Origin of the sequence: Aeromonas sp. 62-46 (assembly GCF_001898585.1) — a bacterium.
GTDB classification, from domain to species: domain Bacteria; phylum Pseudomonadota; class Gammaproteobacteria; order Enterobacterales; family Aeromonadaceae; genus Aeromonas; species Aeromonas caviae.
Genome location: NZ_MKUI01000054.1, coordinates 1 through 23,208, shown reverse-complemented (window position 1 = coordinate 23,208; position 23,208 = coordinate 1). Strand labels below are relative to the sequence as shown.

Here is a 23,208-nt window from a genome sequence, read left to right as displayed (position 1 = left end):
CTGCTCAGGCCGCGTTTTTTATGGTCGGTCGCTGGCTGCCGGTTGGCCTCTAGCCTCTCCTGATATTGGGCAGGAAGGCGGTAAGCAGGCCAATAAGGGGCAGATAGGCGCAGACCTGATAGACGGTTTCGATGCTGGTGGCATCGGCCAATTTGCCCAGCAGGGCGGCCCCTATCCCTCCCATACCGAAGGCGAAGCCGAAGAAGAGGCCGGAAATGGTGCCGACCTTGCCGGGTACCAGATCCTGGGCGTAGACCAGGATGGCGGAGAAGGCCGACGCCAGGATGAGGCCGATGACGATCGACAGCACCGAGGTCCAGAACAGGTCGACGTGGGGCAGCAGCAGGGTGAAGGGAGCGACGCCGAGGATGGAGATCCAGATCACCCGCTTGCGACCGATGCGATCGCCGAGTGGCCCGCCGAGCACTGTCCCCGCCGCGACGGCAAACAGGAAGGCGAACAGATAGAGCTGGGCGCTCTCCAGCGACAGGTGGAACTTGTCCATCAGGTAGAAGGTGTAATAGCTGCTCAGGCTGGCCATGTAGAAGAACTTGGAGAACATCAGCAGACCGAGGATGGCCAGTGACCAGCCAATCTGGCGGCGGCTCAGGCCGGTGCCGGCATGGGCCTTCATCCGCCGATGGAAGCTGGCGGCATGGTGGCTGGACCAGCGGCCGACGAAGCTGAGCACGATGACCCCGATGAGTGCAAACAACGAGAACCAGGCCGCACTGCCCTGTCCCTTCGGCACGATGATGAGCGCCGCGAGCAGGGGGCCGATGGCCGATCCCAGATTGCCGCCGATCTGGAACAGAGACTGGGCCAGACCGGGCTGGTTGCCGGCCGCCATGCGGGCGACCCGGGAGGATTCCGGGTGGAAGACGGAGGAGCCCATGCCGATCAGCATGGCCGACAACAGCACGGTGCCAAAGCTGCCTGCCTGCGACAGGTAGAGCAGCCCCACCAGCGTGAAGCCCATGCCCAGAGGCAGGGAGTAGGGCATGGGTCTGCGGTCGGTATAGAGGCCGATCAGGGGTTGCAGCAGCGAGGCCGTGAACTGGTAGGTGAGGGTGATGAGACCTATCTGGGTGAACGACAGATCGAGCCCCAGCTTCAGGAGGGGATAGATGGCCAGCAGTACCGACTGCATCATGTCGTTCAACAGGTGCGAGAAGCTGATGGCGGCGATCACCGGATAAGCGGTGGTAGTCGGGTTGTCCACCGCGGGCGGGGCGGTGATCGGGGTGTCGGTACTCAAGGTCTTGTCCATGGCTGGGGTATCACTCCCTCTACCATGCCCTATCCCGGCGCATCTGGACATAACCAAAGTGGGCGAACGCCCGGATTGCGTTCGCGTGGCGCGCAGGCCGTTCATGCTGACGGCGTGTGGATGGCTGGTCAGATCTTGTGCTTGGCGCGGGGCGGATTAGTATAGAAGGCCTGCCGCCGTTATCCGGCCCATCACCCGCCATGGAGGGAACATGTTCGAAAGCCTGGGTGTCATCAACGTCTGGACCTATCTGGTCGGTCTCTTCTTCATCATCATCGCCCCGGGCCCAAACTCCCTCTACGTGCTGCGAACCGCTGCCGTGCGCGGCATAGGCCCGGGTTATCGCGCCGCTCTCGGCGTCTTCGTCGGCGATGCCATTCTCATTTTCTGCGCCTATCTGGGGATCGCGTCCCTCATTCGCACCACCCCATTGCTCTTTACCCTGGTGCGCTATCTGGGCGCCATCTACCTGCTTTATCTGGGGGTGAAGATCCTGCACGCGAACTTCATCGCCAAAAAGGCGGGACCGGCGTCCGAGATGGATCCCGGTGAGCGCTATTTTACCAAGGCCCTCACCCTGAGCCTCACCAATCCCAAGGCGATCCTGTTCTACGTCTCTTTCTTCGTGCAGTTCATCGACTTCAGCTATGCCCACACCTGGATCTCCTACCTGGTGCTGGCTGGCATGCTGGAAGCGATGAGCTTCGTCTACCTGACCCTGCTGATCTTCGGCGGTACCCTGATGGCCCGCTTTTTCCGTCAGCGCCAGACGGCGGCCCGTCTCGGCAACGGCCTTATCGGCCTCTTCTTCATGGGGTTTGCGGCCAGGCTGGCGACGCTCTCCTCCTGACCCTGGGGATTGCTGACCGTCCGGTGTCGGGCACCTAGTCTGGCCAGCAATCCTTGCCCACGGGGATGAAGCGGGACTGGTAGACGATGAGCTTCTGGTTGCCCGGCTGATTGATCCCGGGATTGTGGTAGGTCTCCCCGGGCAGCAGGTACTTGCTGTCCGCCTTGCTGTCCGCCTGCTGGCAGCCCCGTTTCACCATGAACTCGAAATAGGTGTTGCCGGTATTGGTGATGGCGCTCTGTGCCGGGTCCAACTGGTATGCAAAACGTGACTGACGCGGGCGCACCACCAGGATGGACTGCAGGGCCAGTTTCACCTCGACGGTTCCCCGGTGCTGCGTCTGGCCGCCTTCATCCACCTGGGCTGCCGGTGACTCGGTGAAGGTGATGCGGTAGTAACGCTCATGGTCATCGGCGGGCCCCTTGTAGTAGAACTTGACGTTCTGGGCATGTCTGGCGTGCAGGGTGAAGCGCCTGGGGGCAAACAGCAGCTCACCGGGGACGGTGGGCAGTGTCCTGCCTCTAGCCGTGGGGTCGCTGATTTTTTCCATCTGTATGTCGTACAGCTTGGGTGAAGCACTGTTGTTGGTCAGGGTTCTGGTAATGAACTCCTGCTCTGGCGCCATGGCAAGAGTCATGGCGCCGATGTCGAGGGCGGCGACCTGTGAGGCCAGCAAGCCGCCCAGCAAGGGCCAAAGTAGACGATGCATGTTGTACTCCATGGTCAGCGCCAGGTCCCCTTGATGGTGATGGTGCCGCTTTGTTCCACCTCGCCTTCCCACATCTCGTCGCCCATGGTGCGCTGCACCATGGGATCGGTCAGGTCGAATTCCAGCGCCAGCTTGTAAAACCGGGTGATGCCCTGGCCGTTGACGGGATCATTCCACTCCTGTGGTGGTTGATTGTCCTGTATTCCGAGGGTGCGAATATCCACCGGTGTGCGATCGCAGCGAATGGCGTGCCGTGAACCCGCTCCATGAGCCACCGAATCGAATACCAGTCTGGTAGGGATGGGGACGGCCTGTTCAGGTGCGAAGGTGCCTGCCGGATAGAAAGTGCAATATCCCCGATAAGGCGAACCTCTGTCCTGTGAAATAGAAATTTCCAGCATATCGGCACTGATGGGGCCGCTATCAGAGATATTGTATGAGAAGCTCAGAATGTCTTTTCCGACCTGCCCCTCCCTGTAAGGATTGCTGACGCCCTCCGAAGACAAGATGGATACGCTGAAGTCCCGCGGCTTTATCACGATTTCAGTGGTGCCACTGAATTCATAAAACCCACTTTCCGGTGCTTTCACATTTCGCATGTTGAAGTTAATCAAACTTCTTGTCAGTTGATCCTGAAGCCCGAGTCTGACCACCTGTTTGAAAAAATTACTGGAGAGAAACAGATAAATAGACGATTGCCCATTGAGATAGCCGATCTTGTAGTCAGCACCCTTGCTTGCCCAATTGGTGAGATTTGCGCTCATTTGCACATCTGCACTGGCAATGGCGCTGTTCAGGGCCGCATTTTTTATGTTTGTGTATACATAGGGATCGGAGAAGGACTGACTACCATCCTGACTGAAATCGTAGTCAAGAAAACGGCAGAGAATCCCATCACGGGTACCCAGCCGATAATTCTCGCAGCCTTGTGAACCGGGTAACACGTAGGGGGCTCCATTGCTGTCCACGATCACTTCACTGATGGCATTGGTCTGTATAAAGCGCAGATGACCCGCTTTCTTGTGCTGTACCTTTCTCACATACCAGGTGCCGCTGCTTTGATCTATGCAACGCTCACCCGAGGCTGCATCATAGGTTCTGGTGGTCCTGCAGAGGTTCATTTCCCTGTTCAGGATGGCTCCAACCGGCATTGTACGCAGGTAATCAAAGAAGCTGGCGCTCAATTTTGCATGAGCATATCCAGTTGCCGCCTTCGTTAATCCAAAGAAACCTGTTTCATTGACGACGCTCGGCTTGTTGACCGCTTCTGCCGTTTGCGGGTCACATCCAGACCAGCTCTTTATGCAACGCTGATTGATATAAGGATACCGAATCGGGCCGTTTTCCCACATGTCGATATTGTCGTTGGTGACTGAGTAGTTATAGCCATTGTCTGCATATGCCAGGCTGACCTGTCTGGAGTCGGACGTCCAGGCATTACCACCCGACAGGCGAGGGTCCAGATAATCGGTTGGGGTAATGAATAAATTGTTGTCCTCCTGATTTTCAATAAACAGCAAATGACGAAGATCGGCATCAGCCAGATTATATTTTGTGACAGCCGCACTGCCTTGCTGTGCCCAGCCGGCGCCAAGTGCAATGACCAGCAGCAATCTGTGTGTGATGTTCATGTTCAATACTCTCTCACCATGGCGTAGGTGGGCAGTCCCTGGCAGGTCACGATGCCGACCCAGGCCGCGCCCGTGTGTTGTGCAAGATCCAGGTCGGCTTCACAGAAGTCGCTTCCCCGGCGGAAAGTCAGCATGGGGTTGGCCTTGTCCACGTCCAGGGTGAACTCGCCGACCTCGTTGGTCACCGTGGTGCCGATGTGGTTGTCAATGCGGGCGTTAGCAAGCAGCGAGCCATCTTCTGCCCTGAGTACGCCAAACACGGTGACCATCTCCTTGATGCTGCTGCCGGCATCCAGAGTGGCGACGTTGCCGGGGAACAGGGTGTAGCGCTGCTTGCCGGTGTTGATGTCATAGCTGTCCTTGCCCGTCTTGCTGTTGAGCAGTTCCACTTCGTATTCCTGATAAGGCGGGAGCGCCAGGAAGGTCTGTTCCCCTTGCAGGGGGTAGTCCTGTCCATTCACCTTGGCGAGCATCTGTCCTTCCCGGTGGATGCCGGTATTGATGATGAGGCCTGAACCAGAGGTGCTCCGGCTGGATGCGATCACGTCGTTCTCCGTGGTTATCAGGGCACCCCGTGCAATCAGGTTGCCATTCACGTCGCCGCCATGACCGCGACCCAGCGTCATGGTGCCGCCGATGACCCTGTTCTCGAACCCCAGGGTGCCGGAAAGCGCCATATTGTGTGTGTCGCTGCCGTGCATCATGCGGGAGGCATTCAGCGCGGCCAGATTGATGGCTCCCTCCATGCGCTTCTGATAGTTGAGGTTGGCCGTGGTCTGGCCCTGCTCGTTGCTGCTCATGCCGAAGCTGAACAGATTGTCGAACGGGATGGAGTAGTCCAGGGTGATGCTCTTGTTGCTGAATCCATTGAGTGTGCCACTGTCGCTCTGCAGGCTGGCGCGCATGGAGAGGTTGCCGTATCGGCCCGCATAGAGGTGCTGGTAGTAATCCGCATAACTGCGATCGCTGTTCATCTGACGGTCGTGCGTGGTGTTGAAGGTCAGCTGGCCCATACCGCTGGCCCAGCCACCCAGATTGATCGTGATGCCGGCAGAGTAGAGCTCGGTTGCACTCACTCCCAGGGCATCGCCTGCATACAGTTTTTCCTGGCTGACCCACAGGGAGGCATTGTCATGGGCTTGCAAGGAAAGGCTGGACGCCAGCCGCCAGGAGTGATCGGTGGACAGCATGCTTTGTAACTGGGTGCCGAGGCGATCCGTGACCTGCCAGCTTGCGCGTGCCTCGCCGACGGCCGCATCCCTGAAAGCATAGGTGGTCGTCGCCAGATCAAGGGTATCCAGCGAGCGTGCCAGCGACAGACCGAGCAGGGGGGAATCGCCGCTGTGCTGGCTGTTCTCCATCATGCCTCCCCACCATTGCCATCCCCACTCCCGGGTAAAGCCCTGATTGCCGCCCAGCTTGGTGACTCGCTGGGTGGTCGTGCTGGTCAGGCGGCCGTCGACATAGACTTCGACCGTGACGTTGTAGACCCCGTTGGGGAACGCGGAGGTGTCGATGTGCTGGTTGCCGATCGCCAGGTTTTGCAGGCCTATCAGGCGTTCATCCCGATAGACCCTGGCCTCGCCGTTGGCGGGCATGAAGACTTGCACCGGAGTGGTCGATTCGTTGGTGGTCTGTTTTCGAGATTGCGCCTGGTTGCCATAGGATGCGCCGTAGAGGCGACCCGTGGTCAGGCCCGTCACCACCCCCAGTGTCTGCAGGTCCCATGTCGAGACCATGCCTGCTGCGATGCGGCGATCATCGAGATCCCGTTCGTACATGGCGCGGTAGATATCGCCGCTCTGCTCCGGCTCACCCAGGTTGTAAAGGGAGGCATCCACGGCGACATGGTGCGCGCCCAGCCCGACGGTACTCTCCAGCTGCAGGAAATTGGAGTCCTGGTGCCCGCTCTGGGGGGTATTGATGAAGGAGTAACCCAGGTTGTAGCGCTGTACGCCCGTCAGGGTGTCCACCGTCGGGGTCAGTGCGACACGGTTGTCAGATTGCCTCGCCTGGCCAAAGGCATCCCGTGACACCCGGATGGTGAGCAGCATGGCGACGAGGTCCAGCTGCATGCTGGCATCGGCATCGATCTGCAAGGCGCCATCGGCAGAAAAGGTGCGTCTTTGCTTGCTGGAGAGCAGAGTGGTAAGGGCATCGTTCAGCACGCCTTGCTGCTGGCCGGCACTGAAATCAAGGTGCAACAAGTGCAGCTTGCCGTCTTGCAGCAGCAGGGTGGCATTGCCGATGGTGTCGTCGGTCAGGGTGTCGATCCTGTTGTCCTCATCCGTGTATCGCAGGCGTACCGGTACCGCCAGCCCCTCTTCCAGCGCCTTGGCAAAACTGGCAGGAATGATGACGTTGGCAATTTTGAGAGGGGCAGCAGTGCTGGCCGAGGCTGACATCGCAATCAGCCAGGAGAGCGGCAACAGCCAGGCTTTTTTCAACATATCGAGCACCATGGTTCCGGGTGTGGAGATCGAGAGCCGTCACCCTGCAAGAGGGTGGGGCGGCACCGTGATAGGGGGTTACTTGATGACGACGAATTCCTGACCCAGCCAGAGTCCCAGGTGGCTCTTTGGATCACGCATATTGACCTGCTTGAACCGGCGTTGCTTGCCCGGCAGGTCGTAGTAGGTTTCCTTGCACAGCTCCTCGCCTTTCAGGCAGGGGCCATACGCTACCGTGCGATAGGAGGCATTGCCCTGGTTGGTGAGCGTGTCGTCCTTCAGGTCATAGGCGAATCGGTGCTGGCGTGGTGTTACCACCAGAATGGTGCCTATCTGTGCTGACGTGGTGGCAACAGCCTGACGGCGTTCGTTGCGCTGATCGTCGACGGAGAGCGCCGTGTCCAGCCAGCGGATGCGGTAGTAACGCTCCTTGTCATCCTGCGGACCCTTGTAAAAGAACCTGACGTTGTTTTTGGCATTGGCGGGCAGCATCAGCCGACTGGGTGACAACATCAGCTCGCCGCTGACTTCCATGGGGATCTCCTGCCCTCCCTCTTCCGGTGAGGTGATGCGTGTCACGCTGATCGTGACCAATCTGGCCTGGTCACTGCCATTTTCAATCTGTTTGGCGACCTCCTGGCTGCCTGCATCGATGAAGGTGGTGACGGCGCCGACATTGATTGCCTGGCTGATACCGGGAATGAGCAGCAGCCATATCGCTGCAATTTTCAGGTTCATGATGTGCCCCTAAGAGAACAAAGGGCCCCGCAGGGCCCTCAATGGTACGCGGTGGATGAGTTAGCTCCAGTTCGCTACGAACTCGACGTTGACTTCACCGCTCCACAGGCCGTCCGGCAGGGCGTCAAAGGTGGTGGGGGTGCCGCTGGCAGTGGCACTTTCAATGTTGAAAGTGAAGGAACCCTGCGCTGTGACGCGTTCGGCATCGTTCTTGAAGCCGTTGGCAAGAGGAGAAAGATTCCCCCCCGTGATGCCGGCAGCGGTGTCGATCAGGGTGGTGTAGGCGGTTGTGCTGACCGGTGCGCCGCCCCACAGCACGCCCACATCGACGGTGGAGTCGCCACCCAGGTGATTCAGGGTGCCGTTCAGCTTCTTCGCCTTCAGGGTGAAGTCGGTCGCGCTGGCATCACCCTTGATGGCGACATCGAACAGGCCGTTGACGGTGTTGAACCCCTTGATCCCTTCGGCATATTGGAAGGAGAGGCTGGAGAGCGGGGTGACCACCAGCTCGGAAGTGGTGTCTTTCTTGGCAGTGGCCTGCCAGGTCGCGACGGCAGACGCTTCTACGGCGGCTTGAGCGGTGGCGGCAAAGCCCAGGGTAGCCACGGACAGAGCAATCAGAGTCTTCTTCATTACGATATTTCCTACATATCTTCTGGGTGGTATTGACCACCCGGTTGGTTCATTGCCCGTCAGGGGCATGCCTTGCCACGTTGGCGACGATTCGACCAGTCGTGGCAGCCGGACCTGGAATATGTTTCTCCTCGGACCAGCTTGTTTTTTCGTCGACTAAGATAACGATCGGATCTGTTTTGATCGACCGAATGGTGCGTAGGAAAAATCTCAAAGGATGATGGGGCGCAAACTTTATAAAATAATTGATTTCCCTTTCCTTTCAGTGGGTTGTTGTGTCTCATGTATTTGATTTATATGTTTTTTAGGTCTTTTATTGCGGGAGGAAGAGCACAGGGAAAACCGGGAAGGAGGGGACATCAACGAGGGAGGGGACCCGGCCACCACCAGGCTCCATACGAGGCAAATAAAATGCAATATATTGATAAATATATAAAAAATAAATGAAGCTATAATGGTGATTAACTTGAGAATGCCATTTTTATATTTATTTAACATATTGAAAACAAGATCAAGCTGTATGGTGTCGTTGCTTGATTTGTAGTTAATATGCTCGTCGGACAGGGCTGAATAACGGATATATATATGGCGAAGGTATTGATAGTTGATGATCATCCAGCAATAAGAATGGCCGTGAACATGTTGTTGAAACAGGAAGAACATCATGTGCTAGGCGAGGTTGATAATGGTGTCGATGCTATCGCCATGGCCAGGAAAACCCATCCAGATATTGTCATTCTTGATATTGGAATACCTCAACTTGATGGCATCGAAGTGATAAAGAGAATCAAGATGCTGGATATTGGCGCCAAGATTCTGGTGCTGTCTGCACAGTCCACTCATCATATTATGGTGCGGTGCCTGCAAGCTGGCGCCGAGGGATTCTTGTCCAAGCTGGATGATTTGTATTTGCTGAAGGATGCGATCGCAAAAATAGAGAAGCGGCAACTCTATTACCCCCGTGACGTCATCGCCGGCGCCAGGCATGCCCATACGGTCGATCGGGAAGATCTGCTGTCGACCCTCTCTTCCCGCGAGATGAGCGTGCTGCTGCAGATTTGTCAGGGTCATGCCAACAAGCAGATTGCCCAAAGCATGCTGTTGAGCGAGAAAACCGTCAGTACCTACAAGACCCGGTTGATGAAGAAACTCAACATCACCAACATCGTTGATCTGATCAGTCTGGCCAGACGGCAGAAACTGCTGTGAACAGGGCGAAATTGCTGTTGCTTCTGCTGGCGCTGGTCTGGGTGTGGCCGCTGGCGGCCCAGGAACCGGAAGAGCCCCTGCTGCAAGTCTATTCGCGGGATGGCGGGGAATACCTCGATGCCAGCCCCTTGCCGCTGCATGGGGAGGAGTGGCGCTGGTTGCAGGAGCGCGAGCGGCTGATCCTGGGAGTGCCCAGACCTGACAACCCGCCTATGGACATCACCCTGAGGGCGAATGCTTATGAAGGGGTGACGGCCGACATCGTCGGCATGTTGACCCATCTGCTGCACATCGAGATCCTGGTGAAGGGATATCCCTCCAGGGCGGCTGCCATTGAAGCGCTCCAGCGGGGGGAGATCGATCTGCTGAGTACCTCCAATTCCTATGAGCGGGAACAGCATCTTCTGCTGACTGACAAATATATTGCTGACGACCCAGCCATCTATAAAAACATTCAGGTCAAAGAGCGAGAAATAAGAACAATAGCCGTGCCGGAGTATTATTTGCCGTTCATGGACATCATGCGCTATCTGTCGGACTACAAAATTAAAATATACCCGTCCCGCTATAGTGCATTGTCCGCGGTGGCATATGGTCAGGTTGATGCCGTCATGGTGGACATGATCTCCGGCAATTTCATCGTCAACAAGTTCTATCAGAGCAGCATTCAATTATTGAAGCCGCTCTATATCGATACCGCCGGTTTTGCCTTTGCCCTCAATCCCAAGGAGCGGCGACTCAAGAGGATCATGGATATCGCGCTGGGGGAGATCCTCGAGGGCAAGCGGGCGGAAGTGGCCAAGCGCTGGAATGGGGGGGGCCTCTCCATCGGTGCCAGCAGAATCGACCTGAGCCGCGAGCAATGGGAATGGCTGAGCAAACGGGAGAAGATCCGGATTGCGGTGAACAGCGGCATCCCGCCCCTCAGTTTCTATGACGTCACCGGTACCATGCACGGCGTGGTCGCCGATCTGCTGCAGGTCATGCGAGCCAAGCTGGGGGTGGAGCTCGAGGTGGTGCCTGCCAAGACGCCGGAGCAGATGACCCAGTTGCTGGATAGCGGCCAGGTGGATGCGGGGGTGTTGAGCCCTTCTGCCGAGCGCAGGAACCGCTATCTGTTCAGCCGGGCCTTTGTCCTCGATCCCCTCTCCTATGTGGTGGGGCTGCGCCACCGGGAGGTCCCCCCTGCATCGCTGCTCAAGACCGGCACCGTGGCCATGGTCAGAGGCTTTATCTCGACCCAGGCCATCGAGGCGGAATACGGCAAGCTGACGTCGCGGCAGTTCGATACGATTGAAGATGCCATGCGCTGTGTGGCGATGGATGTGTGCGATGTGACCATACTGCCGCTGCGGGTGGCCAAGTACTACGTGAACAGCAAATTCCCCGACAGCCTGATCATTACGGGGGAGCTGTTCGATTCCATCCCCATCGGTGCCGCGTTGGCGGTCACCCCCGCGCATCCCGTACTGCGGGACATTCTGGACAAGGTGATTGCCATCATTCCGCCGGATGAGCTGGAAGGGCTCTCCAACCGCTGGCGGGTCAATGTCAAACAGGAGAGTGTCTCCTGGCAGGAGTTAATTCAGGAGTTCGGGGTCTTTATCGCCTTGATCCTGCTGCTGACCCTCTGGGTTGGCCTATGGGGGCTGTCCCTGCGCAAGCAGATCCGCGAGCGGCGACTGGTGGAGGGGGCGCTGAGCACCCAGCTCAAGTTCATCGCCGATCTGGTGGACGGGACACCTCACCCCATCTATGCGCGGGATTTGAAGGGGATCCTGGTACTGTGCAACAGCAGCTATGCCAGCTTCCTTGGCGAGCCCAAGGTCAGCCTGCTCGGCACGGGCCTGGACGACGCGCGAACGCGCTGGCCTTTTCTTGCTCCCCTGCACGGGGATCTGGTGCTTTCCTGTGACAGCCGCCGTGCCCAGGAGGGGGATCACCGTCTAGTCCTGCCGACGGGCGGGGTCGACGTCTATCACTGGGTTCAGCCTTACTACGATCTGAACGGCAATGTGCAGGGGGGCGTGGGAGGCTGGATCGACGTCAGCGAACGGGTACGCCTGCTCGATGAGCTGGCGGTGGCCAGCCAGGAGGCCCAGGAGGCAAACCGTGCCAAGAGCACCTTCCTCGCGACCATGAGCCACGAGATCCGTACCCCCATGAATGCCATCATCGGCTTGCTGGAACTGGCGCTCAAGCGGGGTCGGCTGCACGAGGAGGATCAGGCCTCCCTCGCCATTGCCCATGGCTCGGCCAGCGATCTACTGAGCCTCATCGGCGACATCCTGGATATTTCCAAGATCGAGTCTGGCCGGTTCGAACTTGCCCCCGAACCCCATGACATCGTGACCCTGACAGCATCGGTCGTTACCGTCTTTACCGCGTTGGCGAGGCAGAAAAATCTGCGGCTGGATCTCGTCACGGGCGATCCGTCCTGGGTGCAGATCGATGGTCTTTGTTACAAGCAGATCGTCTCCAACCTGATCAGCAACGCCATCAAGTACACCGAGCGCGGGTCGGTCACGGTGACGCTGGCCTCCCGGGTCAGCGATGGCTGGTGTACCGTGCAGCTCACCATTCTGGATACCGGAATCGGCATCGATCAGGCCGAGCAGGCCAGGCTGTTCGAGCCCTTCAGCCAGGCCAGCCAACCCGAGAAAATCCAGCAGTCGGGTACTGGGCTGGGTCTGATGATCTCCCGCTCCCTGTGCGAGACGATGGGCGGCTCCCTGCAACTGGAGAGTGCGCCCGGGCAGGGGACCCGGGTCAGTATCGAGATCAAGCTGCCGGTGGCTGATGCCGTGGCGATGCCCGCCACGCCTGCACAGGAGCCGGCGGTGGAGCCGGTGCGGCGACTGAAGATCATGGTCGTGGACGATCATCCAGCCAACCGGTTGCTGGTCAGCCAGCAACTGGCTTATCTGGGTCATGACGCCACGGCCGTCGAGTCGGGAGAAGAGGCGCTGCAGCTGCTGATCGGAGCCAGGGTGGATGTCATCATGACCGACTTCAACATGCCCGGCATGAACGGCTTCGAGCTGGTTCGCCAATGCCGGGAGCTGGAGCGGCTGCACGGCTGGCGACGCACCGTGATCCTCGGGCTGACGGCCGATGCGCGGCAGGAGCAGATCAATGAAGGGCAGGCGGCAGGGATGGATGACTGTCTGTTCAAGCCCGTCGGACTGGAGGCGCTCGATCACTGCCTGCGTCGGCACATGCAGCGGGAAGAGCAGAGTGACATGGTCGTCTGCATGGAGGAGATCCGGCGGTATCTGGGGCCGCTGACCGCACACCAGTCGACCCTGATGGTGCCTCTGTTAGCCGAGTTCGTGCGGGCCAGTGACGACGATATCGCGGGATTGCAACGGGCCGCGGAGGAGGGGCATGTCGGCCAGTTCATCGACCGCATACATCGCCTGAAAGGGGGCGCCAGGATCATGGGCACTCTGAAACTGGTGGCGACCTGCAGCGAAATAGAATCCTGGGAGCTCGATCAGGCCAGGCTGCCCGAGGCGCTGGCCCGTTTGCAGCAAGAGTACGAGGTCGTTCGGCTGGCGGCGACCCAACTGCAGGTGATGGAAGGGGAGGAATGAAGGCATGGGAACATGCCTTCGGCTCCTGTGGTCAGCCCAGCCAGTACACCATCAACTCATAGGCGGCTTCGCCCACCTGGTCCGGTCTGGCTGACGGGGCCTGATAGCTGAGGTAATAGCGGGTCGCCTGCGCCAGGGGGAGGGCGCGGCTTGCTTCGAGGGGTTGTCCGTTGAGCGCCAGCGTGATCCGGAGATCATCCTGCTGTGGCAGGGAGCCGTAGAGTGCGCGGGCTTGCAAACGATAGGTGGTGTTGAAATCCGGGTGGCTCAGGTCTGCTGCCAGGATCTGGACGGGAGCCTGTGCCGGATCCGAATTGATGGCCTGGAGGCCTGGGTGGGTAAGCGCTACTTCCATGTTGGTCTCTTTGCTGGCGGTGGCCTGCCAGTTCAGCTGGCTCACCTGCGTATTGGCGTGAACGGCGGCACTGCTGCAACCGATCATCACTGCCAGCACCATGCTTTTTTGAAACATAGTTATCTCCTTTGTCGGACTGGGCCCTCCTTGGCGAGGGCCTCCTCTTATCGGCGCTTTCCCCGAAAGCTGAACCGCTCTCCCCGGATTCGCCCATGAGTCGGCGGCAGATAAGGGGTATGATCCGCCCCCTGGCGCCATGCCATTGACGGAGGAGAGCCATGCTCGAAAATCAGATGATGTTGTTGGCGGTGTTTGAGCGGGCGGCGCTGATGCTGATGACGCTCTTTCTTCTCACCCGCACCCGGCCGTTTCAGCGATTGTTCCAGAAGCGTGACCACACCCCGGCCGAGCTGGTGCTGGTGGCGGCCATCTTCTGTCTGTTCGCGGTGTTCAGCACCTACACCGGCATTCCGGTGGAGGGGGCCCTCATCAATGTGCGGATCATCGCCATCATCTCCGGCGGCATCCTGTTCGGCCCCTGGGTCGGCATTCCGGCCGGGGTCATCTCGGGGCTGCACCGTTATCTCATCGACATGGATGGCCACACCTCCATTCCCTGTCTCATCGCCAGCATCATCGCCGGCCTGCTGGCCACCTGGCTGCACCTGCGCTGTCGCAAGTCGCGGCTCTGGCTCTATGGCATCCTGGCGGGGATGGCCTGCGAGGGGCTGACCATGCTGCTTATCTGGCAACTGACCGAGCCCCATGCGGTAGGTGTGGAGATTGTCAGTCATATTGCCTACCCGATGATCGCCGGTGCGCTCTGTATCGGGCTCATCATCAAGCTGGTGCAGGACCTGGACGACGAGAAGGAGCTGATTGCCGCCAAGCAGGCCAAGCTGGCGCTCGACATCGCCAACAAGACGTTGCCATTTTTCCAGAACATCGATCGCCACTCCCTGAGCCAGGTGTGCGGCATCATTCGCAGCGAGATCAGCGCCGATGCGGTGGCCATCACCGATACCCGCGACGTGCTGGCCTATGTGGGGGTGGGCAAGGATTACTACGAGCTGGACGAGCACCACGCCATCAGCGACATGACCCACAGAGCGGTGCTGCTGGACCAGATCATCATCAACAACGATCTGCGCCAGTATCACCTCTCCGATTTCCACTCGGTCATCATTATTCCGCTGCGGGAAAACGGCGCCGTCAGCGGCACCCTCAAGATCTACTATCGCCGCACCCACAGCATCACCAGCTCCCTCAAGGAGATGGCGGTGGGTCTCTCCCAGCTCATCTCCACCCAGATGGAGGTGTCGCGCATCGAGCAGCTCAAGGAGATGACCCGCAAGGCGGAGTTCACCGCGCTGCAGAGCAAGATCAACCCCCACTTCCTGTTCAACGCCCTCAATGCCATCTCGTCGCTGATCCGCATCCGTCCCCAGCAGGCACGCCAGCTGATCGCGAACCTCGCGGATTACCTGCGCTACAACCTCAACAAGGGGGACACCCTCATCGACATCCAGGAGGAGCTGCAGCAGGTGCGCGACTACGTGGCCATCGAGCAGGCCCGCTTCGGCGACAAGCTGGAGGTGGTGTTCGAGGTGGACGACGTGCATATCCAGGTGCCGAGCCTGCTGTTGCAGCCGTTGGTGGAAAACGCCATCCTGCACGGCATCCAGCCCCGCAGTGCGCCGGGTCGGGTCACCATCGAGGTGAAGCAGCTGGCGGGCGGCATCCGGGTCGCGGTGCGCGACACCGGCTACGGCATCAGCCAGGCGGTGATCGACGGGGTCGCCGCCGGTCGGGTGGAAAGCCGCAGCATCGGTCTGATGAACGTGCATCAGCGGGTCAAGCTGCTCTATGGCGACGGCCTGCACCTCAAGCGGCTGGAGCCGGGGACCGAAGTCTGTTTCTATCTGCCTGATCAGGAGGCAATGCCATGCTGAAAGCCATCATAGTGGAAGACGAATACCTTGCCCGCGAGGAGCTGGCCTTTCTGGTGGGGCAGCACAGCAACATCGAGATAGTGGCGAGCTTCGAGGACGGGCTGGAGGCGTTCAAGTATCTGCAGGATCACGAGGTGGACGTGGTGTTTCTGGATATCCAGATCCCCGCCATCGACGGCCTGCTGCTGGCCAAGAACCTGCACAAGTCCAGCCATCCGCCCCACATCGTCTTCGTCACCGCCTACAAGGAGTTTGCGGTGGAGGCGTTCGAGCTGGAGGCATTCGACTACATCCTCAAGCCCTACAACGAGCCGCGCCTCATCAATCTGCTGCAAAAGCTCGAACTGGCGGGCAAGTCCCAGCCCCAGGGTGCGGAGTCCGGGACGCCACAGAACCGCACCGTCAATCTGGTGAAGGGGGAGCGCATCATCGTCACCCCCTGCGAGCAGATCTACTACGCGGAAGCCGACGAGAAGCTGACCCATGTCTACACCCGTACCGATCGCTACGTGATGACCATGACCCTCAGCGAGTTCGTCAACCGGCTGCCTGCCGAGGGGTTTTTTCGTTGCCACCGCTCCTACTGCGTCAACATCAACAAGATCCGCGAGATAGTGCCCTGGTTCAACAGCACCTATCTCATCCGGCTCCATGACCTGCCGTTCGAGGTGCCGGTCAGCCGCAGCAACATCAAGGCGTTCCGTCAGCTGATGCGGCTCTGATTGTCATTCATTCCCGCCGATCTGCATTTCATGCCTTAATCGGTCGGCGGGAGTGGCGTCTTGCCTATAGTGGCCCCAATTTCCTTAAGGCCATTGACCGAGACGCATCATGACCATCGATCTGAATCGCACCCGCTACCTCACCCTGTTGGGGACCATCATCACCCAGTTCGCGCTGGGATCCGTGTACACCTGGAGCCTGTTCAACGCCCAGCTTTCCGACAAGCTGGACGAACCAGTCAGCCAGGTCGCCTTCGCTTTCGGCCTGCTCAGCCTCTCCCTGGCGGTGGCCTCCTCCCTGGCGGGCAAGCTGCAGGAGCGGTTCGGGGTGCGCAATGTCACCCTGGGCGCCGGCGTGCTGCTCGGCATCGGCTTCTTCCTCACCGCTCATGCCAGCAACCTGGCGATGCTCTACCTCTGCGCCGGCATCTTGGTCGGTTTTGCCGACGGTACCGGCTACCTGATGACCCTCTCCAACTGTGTGAAGTGGTTCCCGGAGCGCAAGGGGCTCATCTCCGCCTGCTCCATCGGTGCTTATGGCCTTGGCAGCCTGGGTTTCAAGTACATCAACCTGCTGCTGCTCTCCAGCAATGGCCTTGAGACCACCTTCCAGCTGTGGGGGCTGATCGCCATGTCCATGGTGCTGGTGGGTGGCATGCTGATGAAGGATGCGCCCCAGCAGGCCTCCGCCGTGCAGCAGAGCGAGAATCGCGACTTCACCCTGGCCGAGGCGATGCGCAAGCCGCAGTACTGGATGCTGGCGCTGATGTTCCTCACCGCCTGCATGAGCGGTCTCTACGTCATCGGCGTAGCCAAGGACATCGGCGAGAAGATGGTGGGCTTGCCGGCCGTGGTCGCCGCCAACGCCGTCGCCATCATCGCCATGGCCAACCTGGGCGGCCGGCTGGTGCTGGGCATCCTCTCCGACAAGATGTCCCGTATCCGGGTCATCACCATCGCCCAGTTGATTACCCTGGCGGGCATGGCGCTGCTGCTGTTCGTGCCGCTCAATGCCAACCTCTTCTTCGTGGCAGTGGCCTGTGTGGCGTTCAGCTTCGGCGGTACGATCACCGTCTACCCCTCGCTGGTGAGCGACTTCTTCGGCCTCAACAACCTGACCAAGAACTACGGCGTCATCTACCTGGGCTTTGGTCTGGGCAGCATCATCGGCTCCATCGTGGCCTCCCTGTTCGGCGGCTTCATGGCGACCTTCAACCTCATTCTGGTGTTGCTGGTGGTGGCCCTGGTGCTCTCCCTCACCATCCGCCTGCCGGCTCCCGTTGCGGCTGTCGACAGGGCCTGACCCCTCTCGCTTCTCAAGTCATAAAAAAGACCCGGGCCTTGGCCCGGGTCTTTGCATGTCAAGGGGTGGACTCAGCGCGGAGGCAGACCCAGCAGGGCGCGCAGCTGGTGCGCGGTGGCCTCGACCGCCGGCCAGTCGCGGCCAGTGACGGTGACGTGGCCCATCTTGCGGCCGGGGCGGGCTTCGCCCTTGCCATAGAGGTGAAGGTGCACCCCGGGCAGGGCCAGGGCGCCGGCCCAGTCCGGCGTGCCGTCTTGCCACAGATCCCCGAGCAGGTTGAGCAGGATGGCGGGCTGAACCTCAGCCTGCGCCGGCAGCGGCAGATCGCACAGGGCGCGCACCTGCAACTCGAACTGGCTGCAACCGGCGTTGTCGATGCTGGGATGACCCGAATTGTGGGGCCGGGGGGCCATCTCGTTGACCAGCAGTTCACCGCCTACCAGGAAGAACTCCACCGTCAGCACGCCCACATAGTCGAGGGCGGCGATGATGTGCTCGGCGATGCGCTGGGCCTCGCGCTCCAGGGCGGGCACATTGGCCGGGGAGCGGGTCTGATCCAGGATGCCGCCGCTGTGCCAGTTCTGCACCAGGGGCAGGGCACTGATGGCACCGCTCGGACTGCGGGCCAGGGTGAGGGCAAACTCCCCCTCCAGTGGCAGGCGTTTTTCCAGCACGCAAGGGACACCGCTGGCGGCCAGGGCCGCTGGCAATTCGCCCGCATTGTGGATAGTCCACTGCCCCTTGCCATCGTAGCCCTCGCGGGCGGTCTTGAGGATGGCGGGGAAGAGGTCGCCGGGCAGGGCGGGCAGCGGCTCGCCGGGCAGCAGGGTCAGGTTCGGGGCGACCGGTACGCTGGCGCGGGTCAGGAAGGCTTTCTCTTCCCGGCGATCCTGACAGACACGTACTGCGCTCGCGGCCGGGCGCACCGGCTTGTACTGCTCCAGCAGGGCCAGGGAGGCGGCGGGCACGTTTTCGAACTCGCAGGTGATGGCGTCGCAGCGGCTGGCCAGATCGCGCAGGGCATCGGCATCGTCATAGGCGGCCACGATCTGCTCGTCGGCGGCTGCACCGGCGATGCTGATGGGGTCCGGGTCCAGCACGATCACCTTGTAGCCGAGACGGTGGGCAGACATCACGAAGTAGCGGCCGAGCTGGCCGCCACCGAGCATACCCAAAGTGGCGGGGGGCAGTATCATGCCGGCTCCTCCAGGGTGAGCGCCAGCACCCGGTCGCGCTCCTTGGCGCGGAAGCCGTCGAGCTGCTGGTGATAACGGGGAGCGTCGCCATCCTGGGCGACAGAGAGCAGGGACACGGCGAACAGCCCTGCGTTGGCTGCACCCGCCTCGCCGATGGCGAAGGTGGCGACCGGCACGCCCTTGGGCATCTGCACGATGGAGAGCAGGGAATCCATCCCCTTGAGCTGGCGGGTGGGGATGGGCACGCCCAGCACCGGGATCGTGGTCTTGGCGGCCAGCATGCCCGGCAGGTGAGCGGCACCGCCGGCGCCGGCGATGATGGCGCGCAGACCGCGATCGCGCGCACTGGCGGCATATTCAAACAGGAGATCCGGGGTGCGATGGGCGGATACGACGCGCGCTTCATAGGGCACGCCGTGCTCCTTGAGGATGCGGGCGGCGGCCTGCATCACGGGCCAGTCAGAGTCGGAGCCCATTACCAGGCCGATCATAGGGGGGGTCGTCATTACGGCTTCCTCGGATGTCAAACGTTTGCCGCATGTTACCAAAAAGCCGTGGGATCTGGCTCAACATTTCTTGTGTTTGACCCGCTCGAATGACGGTCAACGAGCCTCAAGGTACGAGAGGGGGCGAGGATCTGCGCCACTTGGCACCGGCTTTGGGTAAAAACGACATTAGAAATCCAGATGGCTATACATCCAAGGCAGCTCTGCCTATAATCCCCCCGCTTTGGCGCATCATGCTTAAAAGGGAATCCGGTGAGAATCCGGAGCTGGCGCGCAGCGGTAAGGGGGAACGAAGCGACATCAGGGCACTGCCGTCAGGTGGGAAGCCGTCGCCGTAGGCCATCAGCCCCCAAGCCCGAAGACCTGCCAAAGTTCGTATTTCGGGCCGAGAGAAACCGGCCACGAAGTAGATGCTTACGCGAACTTAAGGATCTCTCATGTCCAAGACATTATTGGCGGCTGCCCTGTTGCCAACGGCGGCCTTTGCCCAACAACTGACCATCCCCGTCAATCCCACCATGGTGGTGACCGCTACCCGTGTCGCCCAGCCTGCCTCCAGTGTGCTGGCGCCCGTCAACGTGGTGACCCGTGACGAGATCGATCGCCTGCAAGCCCAGACCGTGACCGACGTGGTCAAGACCCTGCCCGGCGTGGAAGTGGTCAGCAACGGCGGCCGCGGCCAGCTCAGCTCGCTGCGGGTACGTGGTGGCACCTCTTCCCAGACCCTGGTGCTGGTGGACGGGGTGCGCAGCGCCTCTCTGACCGCCGGGATGACCGAGCTCAACAACCTGCCCCTCAACCAGGTGGAGCGGATCGAATATATCCGCGGTGCGCGCGCCACCATTTATGGATCCGATGCCATCGGTGGGGTCATCAATATCATCACTCGCCCGGATCAGGGGACCAATCAACACAAGTTCAACTTGGGTGCGGGCTCCCACAAGCAGCGTCAGGCCGCCTTCAGCAGCGCCAGCCAGGTGGGTGATGCGGGTCAGATCAAGGTCGCTGGTGGTTTCGATGACGAGACCGGCTACAACGTGCATCCCATCGTCGGGGTGAACGATGGCGACAAGCATGGCCACCGGGGCTACAACGCCATGGTGGATTATCAGCAGGCGCTGGCCAGCAACTGGGATCTGTTCGGTACGACCCGCTGGTTCCGCAACATTGCCCAGTACGACAGATCCTCTGCCGCTTCCGCCTGGGGCCCGGCGTTTCATCAACGCAACGAGACCTGGACCGAGAACCAGAGCTACCAGCTCGGCTCCCGCTATCACGACGAGCGCTACCTGAGCGAACTGCGCGGCGCCTTCTCCAAACAGGATGCCTACGACTACCCGGATACCAGCGGCCGTGATCAGTCCGCTGATCGACTCTATACCCGTCAATACACCCTGAACTGGGTCAACAGCGTCAAGTTGGACGAGAGCTGGACCCTGGGGGGAGGCGCCGACTGGCAGCGCGACATGCTGGACGATAGTTCCCGCTCCTCTGGCGTCGCCTTCCCGAGTGACGCCGATGAGCGTGACAACACCGGGCTCTATGCCCTGGCCCAGTTTGACAACCAGGTCTGGCAGGCCGAGCTGAGCGGTCGCAGCGATGACAACGAGCAGTTCGGACGTCACAACACCTGGCAAACCGGCGCTGGCTGGCGCTTCGTTGAGGATTATCGCCTCAGTGCCCGCTACGGCACCGGTTTCCGTGCCCCCTCCTTCAACGATCTCTACTACCCGGGGTCCGGCAATCCTGATCTGAAGCCGGAAGAGTCGAAAAGCCACGAGTTGATGCTGGACGGACAGACCGCTGGTGTGGAGTGGCGCTTGACCGGTTATCGCAACGACTTCGAGCAGATGATCCAGTGGGCACCGGACAGCCAGGGCATGTGGACGCCGCAAAACGTCGGCAAGGCGCGGATTGAAGGGGTTGAACTGGAAGGGGAGTTCGAGACCGGCTGGCTGAGCCATCGCGTTTCCGCCGAATACAAGGATCCCAAGGACAAGGCCACCGACAAGCAGTTGCAGTTGATCTCCCGCAAGGGGGCCAAGTGGGTGAGCCAGGCGCAGTGGCAGCAGTTCGATGGCTCCCTGAGCTGGATCTACCAGGGTGAGCGTTATGGTGACGCGGCCAATACCACCCAGCTGGGCGGCTACAGCGTGTGGAACCTGGCGGTGGGCTATCAGGTTGCACCGTCCTGGAAGGTCTCCGGCAAGATCAGCAACCTGCTGGACAAGGAGTACCAGACCTCGGTGGGTTACCCGGCCGACGAGCGAGCCTACTATGTGACGGTGGACTACACACTCTGATCCCCTTGTCTGGATTCTGAAAAATCAGGGGCCCTGCCATTGGCAGGGCCTTTTCTATTGGCGCCGGGCGGGAGTATGATCGCGGCCTCGCATTCAAGGGGGAGCTCAGGTGGCCAATATTCTCGTGTTCGACTCCGGTATGGGCGGTCTGACTGTCTATGGGGAGATCCGTCGCGCTCTGCCGGAGCACAACTATTTCTACAGTTTCGACAATGCCCACTTTCCCTATGGCGAGTTGAGTGAGGCGGCCCTCATCGAGGCTTGTACCGGACTGGTCAGCCACATGGTGGCCGAGCACGCCATCGATCTGGTGGTGATCGCCTGCAATACCGCCAGCACCATTGCCCTGCCATCCCTGCGTACCGCACTCAGCATTCCCGTGGTCGGCGTGGTCCCCGCGATCAAGCCTGCCGCCGCCCTGACCCGTAACGGCTACATCGGTCTGCTGGCAACGCCCGGCACCGTCAGCCGTGACTATACCCATGAACTCATCGCCCAGTTCGCCCCGGGCAAGCATGTGCTGCTGAAGGGGGCCACCGAACTGGTTATCGAAGCCGAGCGCAAGCTGGCGGGGTTGCCGGTCAATATGGCCCTGCTCAGAGAGGTGCTCGCAGACTGGATGGAAGGGGAGGAGAGGCCGGATACCCTGGTGCTGGGATGTACCCACTTCCCCTTGCTCAACGAAGAGATCAAACAGCTGATGCCGGAATGCCAACTGGTCGATTCGGGTCTTGCCGTGGCAAGGCGGGTGGCGCATCTGCTGGCGACACTGTCGGTCCAGGCGCCTGGCGAGGGGACGGGGCGTGCCTACTGCACGCGACTGGATGCAGGGGCCCAGAAACTGACAGCCCCCTTGCAAGCTTGGGGGCTGTCGTCACTCGAAGAAGTGGTGTACTGAATATCAGGCGTCGACGTCGTTGACGTCCTTCTCATCCCGGTCCCGCTTGTCATTTGCTTCACGCACTTTCAGGGTGCGCTGCTGATACTCCTTGTCATTGAGCGCGGCGATGGCCTTGGCCGCATCGGCGACAGGCATCTCCACAAACCCGAAGCCCCTGCGTTTGCCGGTGGCCTTGTCCTTCATCAGACGAACTGACAGTACCTGACCCTGCTCGGCAAAGAGTTCGCGCACCGCAATCTCGTTGGCGCGATAGGGCAGGTTGCCTACATATAAGGTACAGGTCTCCTGGCTGGTTGCCTGTTCGAGGGCGGTGGCAGGCGCACGGTTAAGGAAGAGCGGTACCACGAAACCGCCAATGGCCAGACCGGCGGCAAAAATGACTTCGACTTTCAGAGAGAACTGCAGGGCCTGGGCAACCAGATAGCCGAGCAGCGCCAATACCAGAGCAAGAACTGCTGCCTGCACATAAACGGGAAACTTGGATAAATTCATCTTTAAAGACCTTTTGTAAATGAAAGCAAAAAAGGTGCAACACTCTATTCACCTTCATGGTAACCAGCTTTACGACCAGACGCTACCATGGACCACTTGAGGCAAATTATCCGCTTCAGTATGGCATTCCTTCAGCCAGGAAGATCCTGATAAATGCCAATAAAAGAGGGCTGAAATCATCAGCTTGTGGATAACATTGTATATATACACTGGGTAAGTTGTTTCTAACTGGATAATTTGAAGTTTCCGTGACTTTCTTCAAAAATTCCCTTGTCATCGCAATCGGCCTCCCTATAATGCGCCCCTACCAGCACGGCGGAACACGCCGAACTGATGAGCTCGCTTCCTTGTGAAGCCAGCGCCGAAAGAAAAGCGAAAACAACCGCTTGACT

General features: G+C 59.9%; 18 protein-coding genes and 1 riboswitch. Of the genes, 8 read left to right on the top strand and 10 right to left on the bottom strand.

The window, feature by feature from the left end; all coding sequences use genetic code 11:
- Positions 1 to 49: 49 nt before the first annotated feature.
- Entirely contained in the window at positions 50 to 1,270 is a 1,221-nt protein-coding gene (locus BGO64_RS17040) for an MFS transporter (RefSeq protein ID WP_286701064.1), read from the bottom strand.
- 211 nt (positions 1,271 to 1,481) lie between these two features.
- On the opposite strand from BGO64_RS17040, the gene leuE reads away from it, so the two are divergent.
- The gene (leuE, locus tag BGO64_RS17035; protein ID WP_151027502.1) at positions 1,482 to 2,120 is read left to right on the top strand and encodes a leucine efflux protein LeuE; all 639 of its coding nucleotides are present in this window, start codon (positions 1,482 to 1,484) and stop codon (positions 2,118 to 2,120) included.
- Positions 2,121 to 2,154: 34 nt separating this feature from the next.
- Here the strand turns inward: leuE and BGO64_RS17030 are convergent, their stop codons facing one another.
- The 5 genes from BGO64_RS17030 to ecpA form a co-directional block, all read right to left on the bottom strand.
- Positions 2,155 to 2,829, bottom strand: coding sequence for a fimbria/pilus periplasmic chaperone (locus tag BGO64_RS17030; RefSeq protein WP_286701063.1), 675 nt, complete (start codon positions 2,827 to 2,829; stop codon positions 2,155 to 2,157).
- 14 nt (positions 2,830 to 2,843) lie between these two features.
- Entirely contained in the window at positions 2,844 to 4,460 is a 1,617-nt protein-coding gene (locus BGO64_RS17025) for a fimbrial adhesin EcpD family protein (RefSeq protein ID WP_261999747.1), read from the bottom strand.
- Positions 4,461 to 4,462: 2 nt separating this feature from the next.
- Positions 4,463 to 6,910 (bottom strand): fimbrial biogenesis outer membrane usher protein, encoded by a 2,448-nt coding sequence (locus tag BGO64_RS17020; protein WP_286701062.1) that lies wholly within the window; start codon positions 6,908 to 6,910, stop codon positions 4,463 to 4,465.
- A 78-nt stretch (positions 6,911 to 6,988) separates the two neighbouring features.
- Positions 6,989 to 7,648: an EcpB family pilus assembly chaperone gene (locus BGO64_RS17015; protein WP_045522689.1), complete on the bottom strand. Its 660-nt coding sequence runs from the start codon at positions 7,646 to 7,648 to the stop codon at positions 6,989 to 6,991.
- 60 nt (positions 7,649 to 7,708) lie between these two features.
- Positions 7,709 to 8,281, bottom strand: coding sequence for a common pilus major fimbrillin subunit EcpA (gene ecpA / locus BGO64_RS17010; protein WP_010672341.1), 573 nt, complete (start codon positions 8,279 to 8,281; stop codon positions 7,709 to 7,711).
- A 585-nt stretch (positions 8,282 to 8,866) separates the two neighbouring features.
- On the opposite strand from ecpA, the gene BGO64_RS17005 reads away from it, so the two are divergent.
- Positions 8,867 to 9,490: a response regulator transcription factor gene (locus tag BGO64_RS17005; protein ID WP_286701061.1), complete on the top strand. Its 624-nt coding sequence runs from the start codon at positions 8,867 to 8,869 to the stop codon at positions 9,488 to 9,490.
- On the top strand, positions 9,487 to 13,086 hold the full coding sequence (locus tag BGO64_RS17000; RefSeq protein ID WP_286701060.1) for an ATP-binding protein: 3,600 nt from the start codon (positions 9,487 to 9,489) through the stop codon (positions 13,084 to 13,086). The genes BGO64_RS17005 and BGO64_RS17000 overlap by 4 nt, the downstream gene beginning before the upstream one ends.
- Before the next feature lie 31 nt (positions 13,087 to 13,117).
- On the opposite strand, the gene BGO64_RS16995 is transcribed toward BGO64_RS17000, so the two are convergent.
- Positions 13,118 to 13,558 (bottom strand): hypothetical protein, encoded by a 441-nt coding sequence (locus tag BGO64_RS16995; protein WP_045522692.1) that lies wholly within the window; start codon positions 13,556 to 13,558, stop codon positions 13,118 to 13,120.
- A gap of 161 nt (positions 13,559 to 13,719) precedes the next feature.
- Between BGO64_RS16995 and BGO64_RS16990 the strand changes: the two genes are divergently transcribed.
- The 3 genes from BGO64_RS16990 (at position 13,720) to BGO64_RS16980 (ending at position 17,418) form a co-directional block, all read left to right on the top strand.
- A complete protein-coding gene (locus BGO64_RS16990; protein ID WP_039040684.1) occupies positions 13,720 to 15,393 on the top strand; it encodes a sensor histidine kinase in 1,674 nt (557 codons plus the stop codon).
- Entirely contained in the window at positions 15,387 to 16,115 is a 729-nt protein-coding gene (locus tag BGO64_RS16985) for a LytR/AlgR family response regulator transcription factor (protein ID WP_286701059.1), read from the top strand. Before BGO64_RS16990 ends, BGO64_RS16985 begins: the two co-directional genes overlap by 7 nt.
- A gap of 109 nt (positions 16,116 to 16,224) precedes the next feature.
- Positions 16,225 to 17,418: an L-lactate MFS transporter gene (locus BGO64_RS16980; RefSeq protein ID WP_069651565.1), complete on the top strand. Its 1,194-nt coding sequence runs from the start codon at positions 16,225 to 16,227 to the stop codon at positions 17,416 to 17,418.
- A gap of 71 nt (positions 17,419 to 17,489) precedes the next feature.
- Here the strand turns inward: BGO64_RS16980 and BGO64_RS16975 are convergent, their stop codons facing one another.
- Entirely contained in the window at positions 17,490 to 18,614 is a 1,125-nt protein-coding gene (locus BGO64_RS16975; RefSeq protein ID WP_286701058.1) for a 5-(carboxyamino)imidazole ribonucleotide synthase, read from the bottom strand.
- Positions 18,611 to 19,120 (bottom strand): 5-(carboxyamino)imidazole ribonucleotide mutase, encoded by a 510-nt coding sequence (gene purE, locus BGO64_RS16970; RefSeq protein ID WP_029313402.1) that lies wholly within the window; start codon positions 19,118 to 19,120, stop codon positions 18,611 to 18,613. Before purE ends, BGO64_RS16975 begins: the two co-directional genes overlap by 4 nt.
- Before the next feature lie 207 nt (positions 19,121 to 19,327).
- A riboswitch (cobalamin riboswitch) is annotated at positions 19,328 to 19,505 on the top strand.
- 52 nt (positions 19,506 to 19,557) lie between these two features.
- Here purE and BGO64_RS16965 point away from each other — a divergent pair.
- Together BGO64_RS16965 and murI are read left to right on the top strand one after the other, a co-directional pair.
- Positions 19,558 to 21,423, top strand: coding sequence for a TonB-dependent receptor domain-containing protein (locus tag BGO64_RS16965; protein ID WP_286701057.1), 1,866 nt, complete (start codon positions 19,558 to 19,560; stop codon positions 21,421 to 21,423).
- 109 nt (positions 21,424 to 21,532) lie between these two features.
- Positions 21,533 to 22,321: a glutamate racemase gene (murI, locus tag BGO64_RS16960; RefSeq protein ID WP_201970121.1), complete on the top strand. Its 789-nt coding sequence runs from the start codon at positions 21,533 to 21,535 to the stop codon at positions 22,319 to 22,321.
- A gap of 3 nt (positions 22,322 to 22,324) precedes the next feature.
- Here the strand turns inward: murI and BGO64_RS16955 are convergent, their stop codons facing one another.
- The gene (locus BGO64_RS16955) at positions 22,325 to 22,816 is read right to left on the bottom strand and encodes an RNA recognition motif domain-containing protein (protein WP_029313407.1); all 492 of its coding nucleotides are present in this window, start codon (positions 22,814 to 22,816) and stop codon (positions 22,325 to 22,327) included.
- Positions 22,817 to 23,208 lie beyond the last annotated feature (392 nt).

Excerpts from the sequence above, each read along its gene's own strand:
- BGO64_RS16990 (WP_039040684.1), top strand. The coding sequence starts at position 13,720 with ATGCTCGAAAATCAGATGATGTTGTTGGCGGTGTTTGAGCGGGCGGCG.
- BGO64_RS16965 (WP_286701057.1), top strand. The coding sequence starts at position 19,558 with ATGTCCAAGACATTATTGGCGGCTGCCCTGTTGCCAACGGCGGCCTTT.
- BGO64_RS17020 (WP_286701062.1), bottom strand. The coding sequence starts at position 6,910 with ATGTTGAAAAAAGCCTGGCTGTTGCCGCTCTCCTGGCTGATTGCGATG.
- BGO64_RS16995 (WP_045522692.1), bottom strand. The coding sequence starts at position 13,558 with ATGTTTCAAAAAAGCATGGTGCTGGCAGTGATGATCGGTTGCAGCAGT.
- BGO64_RS16975 (WP_286701058.1), bottom strand. The coding sequence starts at position 18,614 with ATGATACTGCCCCCCGCCACTTTGGGTATGCTCGGTGGCGGCCAGCTC.
- BGO64_RS16955 (WP_029313407.1), bottom strand. The coding sequence starts at position 22,816 with ATGAATTTATCCAAGTTTCCCGTTTATGTGCAGGCAGCAGTTCTTGCT.
- BGO64_RS17015 (WP_045522689.1), bottom strand. The coding sequence starts at position 7,648 with ATGAACCTGAAAATTGCAGCGATATGGCTGCTGCTCATTCCCGGTATC.
- leuE (WP_151027502.1), top strand. The coding sequence starts at position 1,482 with ATGTTCGAAAGCCTGGGTGTCATCAACGTCTGGACCTATCTGGTCGGT.
- ecpA (WP_010672341.1), bottom strand. The coding sequence starts at position 8,281 with ATGAAGAAGACTCTGATTGCTCTGTCCGTGGCTACCCTGGGCTTTGCC.
- purE (WP_029313402.1), bottom strand. The coding sequence starts at position 19,120 with ATGACGACCCCCCCTATGATCGGCCTGGTAATGGGCTCCGACTCTGAC.
- BGO64_RS17025 (WP_261999747.1), bottom strand. The coding sequence starts at position 4,460 with ATGAACATCACACACAGATTGCTGCTGGTCATTGCACTTGGCGCCGGC.
- BGO64_RS16980 (WP_069651565.1), top strand. The coding sequence starts at position 16,225 with ATGACCATCGATCTGAATCGCACCCGCTACCTCACCCTGTTGGGGACC.
- BGO64_RS17030 (WP_286701063.1), bottom strand. The coding sequence starts at position 2,829 with ATGCATCGTCTACTTTGGCCCTTGCTGGGCGGCTTGCTGGCCTCACAG.
- BGO64_RS16985 (WP_286701059.1), top strand. The coding sequence starts at position 15,387 with ATGCTGAAAGCCATCATAGTGGAAGACGAATACCTTGCCCGCGAGGAG.
- BGO64_RS17005 (WP_286701061.1), top strand. The coding sequence starts at position 8,867 with ATGGCGAAGGTATTGATAGTTGATGATCATCCAGCAATAAGAATGGCC.
- BGO64_RS17040 (WP_286701064.1), bottom strand. The coding sequence starts at position 1,270 with ATGGACAAGACCTTGAGTACCGACACCCCGATCACCGCCCCGCCCGCG.